Annotated in this window: 7 protein-coding genes and 2 pseudogenes; 7 read left to right on the forward strand and 2 right to left on the reverse strand. The window is 51.1% G+C overall.

Annotated features, from left to right (window positions below; all coding sequences use genetic code 11):
- Positions 1 to 850: pseudogene (locus ACRCZA_RS06895) on the reverse strand (signal recognition particle-docking protein FtsY); the annotation flags it as partial.
- A gap of 213 nt (positions 851 to 1063) precedes the next feature.
- Here ACRCZA_RS06895 and rsmD point away from each other — a divergent pair.
- A complete protein-coding gene (gene rsmD / locus ACRCZA_RS06900; RefSeq protein ID WP_438673718.1) occupies positions 1064 to 1732 on the forward strand; it encodes a 16S rRNA (guanine(966)-N(2))-methyltransferase RsmD in 669 nt (222 codons plus the stop codon).
- Complete coding sequence (locus tag ACRCZA_RS06905) at positions 1716 to 2000, forward strand: DUF1145 domain-containing protein (protein WP_438673719.1); 285 nt, start codon at positions 1716 to 1718, stop codon at positions 1998 to 2000. Before rsmD ends, ACRCZA_RS06905 begins: the two co-directional genes overlap by 17 nt.
- Positions 2001 to 2429: 429 nt before the next feature.
- Here the strand turns inward: ACRCZA_RS06905 and ACRCZA_RS06910 are convergent, their stop codons facing one another.
- Positions 2430 to 2993 (reverse strand): NapC/NirT family cytochrome c, encoded by a 564-nt coding sequence (locus tag ACRCZA_RS06910; protein WP_438673724.1) that lies wholly within the window; start codon positions 2991 to 2993, stop codon positions 2430 to 2432.
- A 574-nt stretch (positions 2994 to 3567) separates the two neighbouring features.
- Here ACRCZA_RS06910 and ACRCZA_RS06915 point away from each other — a divergent pair.
- The 5 genes and pseudogenes from ACRCZA_RS06915 to ACRCZA_RS06935 all read left to right on the forward strand — a co-directional run.
- Positions 3568 to 4044: a hypothetical protein gene (locus tag ACRCZA_RS06915; protein WP_438673720.1), complete on the forward strand. Its 477-nt coding sequence runs from the start codon at positions 3568 to 3570 to the stop codon at positions 4042 to 4044.
- A gap of 224 nt (positions 4045 to 4268) precedes the next feature.
- On the forward strand, positions 4269 to 4526 hold the full coding sequence (locus tag ACRCZA_RS06920) for a heavy metal-binding domain-containing protein (protein WP_438673721.1): 258 nt from the start codon (positions 4269 to 4271) through the stop codon (positions 4524 to 4526).
- A 21-nt stretch (positions 4527 to 4547) separates the two neighbouring features.
- Positions 4548 to 6206, forward strand: coding sequence for an efflux RND transporter periplasmic adaptor subunit (locus ACRCZA_RS06925; RefSeq protein WP_438673722.1), 1659 nt, complete (start codon positions 4548 to 4550; stop codon positions 6204 to 6206).
- A gap of 9 nt (positions 6207 to 6215) precedes the next feature.
- Entirely contained in the window at positions 6216 to 9356 is a 3141-nt protein-coding gene (locus ACRCZA_RS06930; protein ID WP_438673723.1) for an efflux RND transporter permease subunit, read from the forward strand.
- A 150-nt stretch (positions 9357 to 9506) separates the two neighbouring features.
- A pseudogene (locus ACRCZA_RS06935) lies at positions 9507 to 9693 on the forward strand (hypothetical protein); the annotation flags it as partial.

Raw genomic sequence — 9693 nt, forward strand, 5'->3', positions numbered from 1 at the left:
TCAACAATTGCTCTTCAAGTTCTTCAAACAGATCGTCATCGATTTTTTTGCCACGAAATAAACCGATAAAGCCACTGCCGATATTTTCACTGGTACGCATCAAACCGCGTTTAAGACGGGCAAATAACCCCTCTTTAACCGGCCTTGCCTGCGGCTCTGGTTGGCGCTCTAGCGACACGGGGTCAGCTTGCTCGGCTGATGCGGCTAACTCGGCTTGAGCGTCTGCCGCCATTTGAGCAGCTTTGGCCTGTTGCGCCGCTTCGGCTTGCTCTCGTGCTCGTTGCTCAGCCAATTGCTGTGCCACGGCTTCTTGAGCGGCTAACGCTTGTGCCGCCTGCTCCTGTGCTGCCAATTCTTGAGCAGCCAGTTCTTGAGCTGCCAATAGCTCTGCCGCTCTTTGCGCCTCCTGCGCTTGTTGCTGCGCAATACGCTCTGCTTCAATGCGCGCTTGCTCATCGGCAAGTAGCTTGGCCGCCATTTGCGCCTGCTCTGCTGCGAGCTGCTCTGCAATGTGTTTGGCCGCTAATGCTTGCGCTGCCTTTTGTTCTTGAGCGGCTAATTCCTGTGCCGCCAACTTTTGTGCTGCTAACTCTTGCTCTTGTGCAGCCAATTGCTCTTGTATAGCTAATTGCTCTGCCGCTAAACGTGCATCTTGCGCTTGTTGCTGCGCGATACGCTCAGCTTCAACACGCGCTTGCTCGTCGGCAAGGCGTTGGGCTGCTTCGGCCTGCTGCAGTATTTCCGACTGCTCCGCTTGTGGATCTTGCGTTGGCGTAACGACTTGGGGCTTCGCGACAACCTCATCTGGTGATTTATCTTTACGAAACCACGAAAAAAAACCTTTTGCCATGTGTGTTCCCAGCGCTCTACTTCAGTGTTGAATGTAAAATAAGACCCTGATGTTATACCAGATTGCCTCGGCAATGACGCCCAAATAATCAGCAATTGCCTAAGCTTGTACCGCCATCTCACCTTTTAGCAGCACTTTGATATAAAATAAGGACCTTTATTAAGGTGGCATAGTCTACCACTTTCTTTCTTCAGGCAAAATCACGGGGGAGCTTTGGTTAAGAATCGAGCGGCAAATCATAGTGCGGGCAAAAATCCAACGACCAAACAAAAACTCGGCAGCGGCCAAGTGCGGATCATCGCCGGGCAATGGCGCTCGCGCAAGTTACCCATTCAGGATCTTGACGGTTTACGCCCAACCACCGATAGAGTGCGCGAAACCCTATTTAACTGGCTAGCCGGAGATATTGCCCACGCGCGCGTACTCGATTGTTTTGGCGGCAGCGGAGCTTTGGCGCTGGAAGCGCTATCTCGCTACGCCGCTTATGCCAAAATTATCGAATTGCAGCGCAGCGCAGCCTTGCAATTAAAGGCGAACCTGCAAACCCTGCAATGTGACAAAGCCGATGTCATCCATGGCGACACCTTGGCAGTGCTGCAACAGGGCTGCGAACAAGAACAAGGGTTCGACATCGTCTTTATCGACCCACCCTTTCGCAAAGATCTGGCCCAAAAGACGATTCAGTTATTAGATAGCCAGGGCTGGCTTAACGATGGCGCCTTGATTTATGTGGAAATTGAGTCCGAATTGACTCACCTTACGATTCCGGCCCACTGGCACACCTTAAAAGAAAAAACCGCGGGACAAGTGAGCTATCGCTTGTATCAATACCAGCAAGACAGCGTAACAATTGAAGAGGAAAATCATGCCGTTGCTAATTAATTTAGGTAAAGCCATCACGCTCGTGGCTTGGATGATGATGGCCTATAATCTAGCCGTGCCATTTGAAGATGGTATCGCGATAATGTTAAACATTGTGCTGGTCATTACCTGCCTGATGCACTGTTTTCAGGTGGCGATCTTTCACACTATGTTTAACAACCTCCTGCCATTAACCAAGAAAGATTATCTACAGGTCTTTCTCTTTGGGGTTTTTAGCTTACTAAGCTATCGCCAACAGGTGTTAAAGATGGGAGCACAGGAGCAATAACTTCAGGGATGCTCTAAATGTCAGGGCTCTCCGCCCTGGCATATCTGCAACGGATGCTCCAACCAACGCCCACAAAAAACACCTCGGCCGCAGCACTATCACAGTAAGGCCAAAGTATTTCTAATACTCCCTTCTAATACTCCCTAAGATAAAGCCTCATTCGTGCTAAGTCTGCCTCACTCTCACACCTACATTCACACACTAAAGAACGCTTAAGTTGTAAATCTGGTAGCCTTAGAACAAGCTCAAAGCGCCGTTCTCGCAACATCAACGTGAGGCGAGCACTAACATCACGCCGCTGCCAATATCAACCACTGCTAACCCTCAATCGCAGATCAGCGCACACAAAAAAGCCCTCGACTGGAGGGCTTTTTATGGTTTAGACCTAACTTACTCGTCACTTGTCACGAGAAGCGATCCCTTGGGCGATTAGCCTTTTGGATAAGGGTGAGCAACACCTTTATGACAGTCTACACAGGTTTTTCTGTCTTCAGGGGCTTTCTTGAAGTTGTTGCTGTGCATTCTTACCGCCATTTTGCTCATCGCTTCTGGCTGATTTTCATAAATGCGAGTATGACAGTGCTGACAGTTCGCAGAATCGTTGCTACGGAAATACTTCAGCGCAAGATCGGCTTGCTCTTTACGGTTCTCATCTAACCACGCTTGAGTGTTAAAACCATCGATAGTTAAGAAACCGTACAAGTCCTTAGACACGATGATTTTCTTGATCAAATAGTCCACTGGGCCATGAGGTAAGTGACAGTCTTGACACTGTACCGTGATCCCTGATTTACCACCGCCGTGAGCAGAAGCCAACACTTCATCCTTTAAAGAATGATTGCTGTGACAGGACATACAGAACTCATCAGTACTCGTCGCGTGTAGTGTTTGCTGCGTGGCGAAATAACCCACCACACCGATAACAATACCAACAACAAGTAATGCGAGAATGGAATATTTTGCGCTAGGTTTAAAAAGTGCACGCCAGTTCATCACTTTATCTCCGAAATTACTAAAATTAGTTTTTATAAGACTATTTTATGTTCTTTCATTTATCAAAAATTTGATTTTAAGCCTAAAAATGAGCATTAACTGAAACTTAAAAGCGCAAAATGAGACCTAGCTCTAACTATGGCGACAACTATTCGTTAAAACCAACAAAACTGCGCCATTAAGCACTTGAATTAAAGCTAATACAATAACCCTATAAGCGCAAGATAACGCATTTTAGGAAAATTGATTCGCTAGCTCGCTCGATTAACACTGCTTTTGCCCCCACATTTTTAGAAATTAAAAATGTGATCCGTGCGACCGCGATCCTCCCCCCTCCTTTTTAGCCCCATTCAAGGGCTTACCCTTCGCGCACCTCAGAGAGATAACGGATGGCTTTAGGTTAAATTCGACATAAACCTCTCGCCACCATAACCCAACCGGATGCCAACTCCCTCTGAATATGTGAAAACTCATGCAAAAGGCCAGCAACACGATAAGGGCAAAATGTGAATTAACGCGTTGCAGCATAATGTCTCTATGCTAGAATCGAGCCGTTCATTATTGGGAAAACCCTATGCATCACACTCTTGGTCGTTACTTGTTGGTCATCCTCACTCTACTGGCTGTGGCTGGGCAGAGTGTTATGGCTAATGGCCACGCCATGGTGCCGCACGGGATGGACATCGCAGCACAATCCAATACTGCTGCGCCCAATATCAGTACGATGGCGACCCCCTCATCTCACCAAGATATGGACCATGGCGCCTCGGCCTCCATGAACAGCAATCCCCAAAACGCCTCTGACGCCCATGCAATGACCGATAGCAATTGCTGCGGTGATAGTGCACCCTCCAGCAAGCAACATTGCTGCGATGGCACCACATCCTGCGCCAACGATTGTGGACATTGTTTGACAATATCCGTCACTGGCACGCTTTTCAGTCCACACCTTTGGCCAAGTGTGAGTCTGAGCGATACTGCAATGGCCACTCCTATGTCTCATTTCCACTCTATCTCGTTGTCTTCGGCCTTTAAACCGCCGATAGCCTAAGCCTACGCCGAGTTTAACGGGCCCCAGCGCCTCTTAGACGAAGCAAAGCTAACACCAACAATTATTTTTGCCGTTTATGGTGGTGCATAACCGCAACCCGCACCCGCAGTGCAATCGATGCAACCAAGGACCATGCGCTTAAAAAGCCTTGATTCTCGGCCAGCCTCAAGGATTAACCATCCATTGTACTCATACTCGGCGCTAAACCCGATGGAGTGAAAAATATGAAAACCTTATCTCATCTAGCATTAGTTGCTTTTATGCTGACCAGCGTTGGCGCATTTGCGACAGAAACGCCTAAGCAACATCAACATGGCAAAGCCAACTCTCAACAATCAGCCCATACTCATGCTTGCCCAATGGATCCTGAGATCACTGGCAATAAAGGCGATAGCTGCCCTAAATGTGGTATGGACTTAGAGCCTAAAGCAGCCGCGGCAAACAAGAGCCACGAGGCCCATAAGGGCCATCAGCACCACTAAATTAGGCTGGAGATGAGACATATGACTCGATTAACCGCAACAAACAAACCCGCGCCTAAAGCGTTGCTACTATTAAGTGGCTTACTGATGGCCGCGCCTTGGTTAAGCCACGCTCAAGCCGCCAGCACGCCTGCGCCGCACCATACCGTTGCTGCGACCCACGAGCACATGGGCGATAGCACCACATTAACTGAGGTCAAAACCTATATTTGCCCTATGCATCCCGAGGTGCAGAGCCATGAAAGTGGTCGCTGCCCTAAATGCAATATGTTTTTGGTAGCACAAACGGCAGAGGTGCAAATGGATCATGAGGCGCATAGCCAAAATCCAGGTCACCCGCATGCTGCTCACCAAAAAACCTATATTTGCCCTATGCACCCTGATGTCGTCAGCCACGAAAGCGGTCGCTGCCCCGAGTGCAAGATGTTTTTAGTGGAGCAAGAACAGCCTCATTCCACCACAACACAGAAAGCGCCAACCGCGACTAGCCAGCCCGTCTCGCCGCCGCAACACAGCGCAAGCGCAGAAACCATCACGCCACAAGCCAACACGTCGCCAACGGCAACCAGCATCAAGTATGTATGCCCGATGCATGCCCATATTATCAGTGCCGAGCCGGGCACTTGTCCTATCTGCGGGATGAACTTAGAAAAAGTGGAAATCGGCGGCAACAACCAAGAAATCAGCATCAATGTTTCCGGCAGCATGCAACAAGCGTTGGCCTTGAAAGTCGCGAAGGTTGAACGGGACACCCTGTGGAAATTTGTCGAGACCGTCGGGCAAATCGACTACGACGAGAGCCAAATCACCCATATCCATGCCCGCGTTACCGGCTGGGTGGAAAAACTGTCGATCAAATCGGCGGGAGATACGGTCAAAAAAGGCCAGCTCCTCTATGAAATTTACTCCCCGGATCTGGTAAATGCGCAAGACGACTATCTGCTCGCCTTAGATACCGCCAAAACCGCGGGCCAGCAACGATACCAAGACTTAGTCCGCAGGGCGGCGCTGAGATTGTCATTTTTAGGCCTGACTGAGGCACAAATCAAACAATTAGCCAGCACTCGACAAACCCAATACCGCGTTCCCTTTTATGCCAGACAGGATGGCGTGGTCCAGACACTGGCTATCCGCGACGGCATGTATATCGAGCCCGCCACCGAGATCATGTCGCTAGTGAACCTCTCTAAGGTATGGGTCATTGCCGATGTGTTTGAAAATGAACAAAGCTGGATAGCGAAAGGGCAAAAAGCGGAAATTAGCGTACCCGCAATGCACTTGCAGGGAATCACGGGCACCGTTGACTATATCTATCCCGAGCTTGACCCTGTCACCCGCAGCCTACGGGTGCGCGTGGTGTTGAACAATACCAGCGTAACCCTAAGACCCAAAACCTTAGCCAAGGTATCACTGTTTGGCGGCCCGAATGAGGCGCGACTGGTGATCCCCCAAGAGGCGCTGATCCAAACCGGCCAAGAAAACCGAGTTATCGTCCAGCAAACCGACGACAGTTTTGCCGCCAAAAGCGTCACCGTCGGCATGATGAGCCAAGGTAAAGCCGAAATCATCTCAGGGCTAACGGAAGGTGAACGCGTGGTGATCTCAGGCCAATTCCTCCTCGACTCTGAGGCCAGCCTCAAGGGCAGCTTAATGCGTTTAAGCAGCGGCCATCAGCACTAGGAGCCTAAGATGTTGAACTATATTATTGAGGCCTCGATAAGACAAAGATTCATGGTGCTGATTATCGCCGTGATGATAGCCGCCCTCGGCATTCAGGAGCTGCGTAAAACGCCCCTTGACGCCCTGCCGGACTTATCCGATGTGCAAGTGATCATCAAAACCTCCTATCCCGGGCAAGCCCCCAAATTAGTTGAGGAACAAGTCACCTACCCCTTATCGACCGCCATGCTGGCCGTGCCCGGCGCAAAAACCGTGCGGGGCTTTTCAATGTTTGGCGACTCCTACGTCTATGTCATTTTTGAGGATGGCACGGACATTTACTGGGCTCGCTCCCGAGTGCTTGAATACTTAAGCCAGATCAGTAGCCGCCTCCCCCAAGGGGTGCAGCCCTCCCTCGGCCCCGACGCCTCGGGTGTCGGCTGGGTGTTTGAATATGCCTTAGTCGATCGCTCTGGCAGCCTCGACCTTTCCCAACTTAAAAGCTTGCAGGATTGGTATCTTAAGCTCGAGCTGCAAAGCGTTGCCGGCGTCTCTGAGGTCGCGACCGTCGGCGGCATGGAGCAAACCTACCAAGTCGTGCTCGAGCCCGACAAAATGGCGCTCTATAAACTCGATATCGCCAGCATCAAAGATGCCATCGAACGCTCCAATAGCGAGGCGGGTGGCTCTGTGGTGGAAATGGCCGAGGCCGAGTACATGGTGCGGGCTAAAGGTTACCGCCAAACGCTAGAAGATTTTCAGCAAATCCCATTAGGGATCGCCAGCCCCGCGGGCACCAGCGTCACCCTAAAGGATGTCGCCACCATCCGCAAAGGTCCAGCGGCACGCCGCGGCATTGCCGAGCTCGATGGCGAGGGTGAAGTGGTGGGCGGCATTATTGTGATGCGCTATGGCGAAAACGCCCTCAGCACCATTGATGCCGTTAAAGCCAAACTGCTTGAGTTACAATCGGGCCTGCCGCAAGGTGTGGAAATTATCCCCACCTACGACAGATCGGGATTAATTTTAAAATCCGTTGATAACCTGTTTAACAAGGTTGTTGAAGAGATGCTCGTGGTTGGGCTAGTGTGCCTACTGTTTTTATTGCACGCCCGCTCGACCTTAGTGGCCATAGTCACCCTGCCACTCTCTATCCTGATTGCTTTTATCGCCATGAATGCGCTCGGGGTCAATGCTAACATCATGAGCCTTGGGGGGATTGCTATCGCCATCGGCGCCATCGTCGATGGTGCGATTGTGATGGTTGAAAACCTGCACAAACATTTAGAACAATTTCACCACACGCATGAACGTGAGCCCGATACTCAAGAGCATTGGCGCATAGTGACCGAAGCTGCCACTGAAGTCGGCCCTGCGTTATTTTTCTCGCTCCTTATCATTACCTTAAGCTTTGTGCCGGTTTTTGCCCTCGAAGCGCAGGAAGGCCGATTATTTGCGCCACTGGCTTACACCAAATCCTTTGCGATGGCCGCCTCTGCAATACTGGCTATCACCTTGGTCCCCGTATTAATGGGTTATGCCATCCGCGGGAAAATCCCTAGCGAGAACAAAAACCCTCTGAGTCGATTACTGATCGCTATCTATAAACCCGCACTTAAACAAGTGCTTAACTTCCCTAAGCTCACCCTTAGCCTGGCGCTTATTGCCATGTTAAGCGCCTGGTATCCGATGACACGCATGGGTAGCGAGTTTATGCCGGATCTCGAAGAAGGCGACCTACTCTACATGCCCACGGCGCTTCCGGGCCTCAGTGCCGGTAAGGCCGCCGAGGTATTACAACAAACCGATAGGTTAATAAAAACCGTCCCCGAAGTCGCCCGCGTGTTTGGCAAAGTAGGCCGGGCCGACACGGCGACCGATCCCGCGCCGCTAACCATGCTCGAAACCACCATCATGCTTAAGCCCCATGCAGAATGGCGCGAAGGCATGACCTTAGCTGGCATCATCGAGCAGCTGCAGCAAACGGTAAAAGTGCCCGGGCTGACCAATGCGTGGGTGCAACCCATCAAGACTCGCATTGATATGCTATCGACCGGGATTAAAACTCCCGTTGGCATCAAGATCACCGGGGCCGATGTCAATGAACTCCAACGGCTGGGCACCGAAATTGAGGCCATCCTCAGCCGTGTGCCTCACACAAAATCGGCCTACGCCGAGCGCAGTGGCGGCGGCCGTTATATCGATATCACGCCCAAACTGGAGGTGGCGGCCCGCTATGGTATGAACCTGCAGGATATTCAGGATGTGGTGCGTTACGCCATTGGTGGTATGGATATCGGCCAATCGGTGCAAGGAGCGGAACGCTATCCCATTAACCTGCGTTATCCGCGGGAAATGCGAGATAATCTTGAAAAACTTCGGGAATTACCGGTGATCACTCAGTCCGGGCATTATTTACCGCTGCGTAACCTTGCCGATATTGAGATCACCGAAGGCGCCCCCATGCTCACCAGTGAAAACGGGCGTCTGATCTCTTGGGTCTTTATCGACATTGACGGTGCGTCCATCGGCGAATACATTGCCAGCGCCAAACAAGCCTTGAATGCCGAGCTTAAGGTGCCCGCGCGTTACAGCTACAGCTTTGCCGGCCAATACGAATATATGCAACGCGTGGATGCCAAGCTTAAGCAGGTGATCCCAATGGCACTGGCGGTGATCTTTATCCTACTGATGCTCACATTTGGCTCGACCATTCAAGCAAGCATCATCATGCTCAGCCTGCCCTTTGCCTTAGTGGGCAGCACTTGGCTGCTGTATCTATTGGACTACAACATCTCGGTCGCGGTGGCGGTGGGGATGATTGCCTTGGCCGGTGTTGCCGCCGAGTTTGGGGTGATCATGCTTATCTATCTCAATAATGCGATTAAGCATCGGCAAGCGCAGGCGCAATATCATACGGTAAGCGATCTCAAAGAGGCCTTAATCGAAGGCGCGGTAATGCGTATTCGCCCGAAGGCCATGACGGTTGCCACCATCTTTTTTGGATTATTACCGATTATGTGGGGCGCTGGCGCGGGGAACGATGTAATGCAAAAAATCGCCGCGCCGATGGTGGGCGGCATGGTCACCGCGCCGCTATTGTCGCTGTTTGTATTGCCGGCCCTGTATTTGCTGATTTACTCACGCAAGCTAAACCAAGGTGCCGCGTAAAATAGCAGCGCTTTGCGAAGGCTAAGCCACTTTCTCCCCTCAATGCCGTTTGGCTTGAGGGGATTTTTTATTAAAATGCCCCTTAACCCATTCATTTAGCGTGCTTTGCACATTGAACAAATTTAGCATCGCCAACATAGGACAGTTCCAATGACCCGAACTTCGCGCGCCATGACGCACCTTCGGCTAAGCCTCAGCCTCCTCTTGGGAATACTGGGCAGCTTTTATGGTGCCACCACGACCGCAGCGCCCGCGGCGGGGGTGTTTATTGCCGATAAACACTGTGAGCTATTTCAGTCGAAAAATAAGCGCACTAACCCAGACCTCGCAAAGAGCG

This window comes from Shewanella sp. (assembly GCF_051658185.1).
Classification (GTDB): Bacteria; Pseudomonadota; Gammaproteobacteria; order Enterobacterales; family Shewanellaceae; genus Shewanella.

What these genes read in the sequence shown, in the direction of transcription:
- ACRCZA_RS06905 (WP_438673719.1), top strand. Translation starts at nt 1,716, where the DNA reads ATGCCGTTGCTAATTAATTTAGGTAAAGCCATCACGCTCGTGGCTTGG.
- ACRCZA_RS06925 (WP_438673722.1), top strand. Translation starts at nt 4,548, where the DNA reads ATGACTCGATTAACCGCAACAAACAAACCCGCGCCTAAAGCGTTGCTA.
- ACRCZA_RS06910 (WP_438673724.1), bottom strand. Translation starts at nt 2,993, where the DNA reads ATGAACTGGCGTGCACTTTTTAAACCTAGCGCAAAATATTCCATTCTC.
- ACRCZA_RS06920 (WP_438673721.1), top strand. Translation starts at nt 4,269, where the DNA reads ATGAAAACCTTATCTCATCTAGCATTAGTTGCTTTTATGCTGACCAGC.
- ACRCZA_RS06930 (WP_438673723.1), top strand. Translation starts at nt 6,216, where the DNA reads ATGTTGAACTATATTATTGAGGCCTCGATAAGACAAAGATTCATGGTG.
- ACRCZA_RS06915 (WP_438673720.1), top strand. Translation starts at nt 3,568, where the DNA reads ATGCATCACACTCTTGGTCGTTACTTGTTGGTCATCCTCACTCTACTG.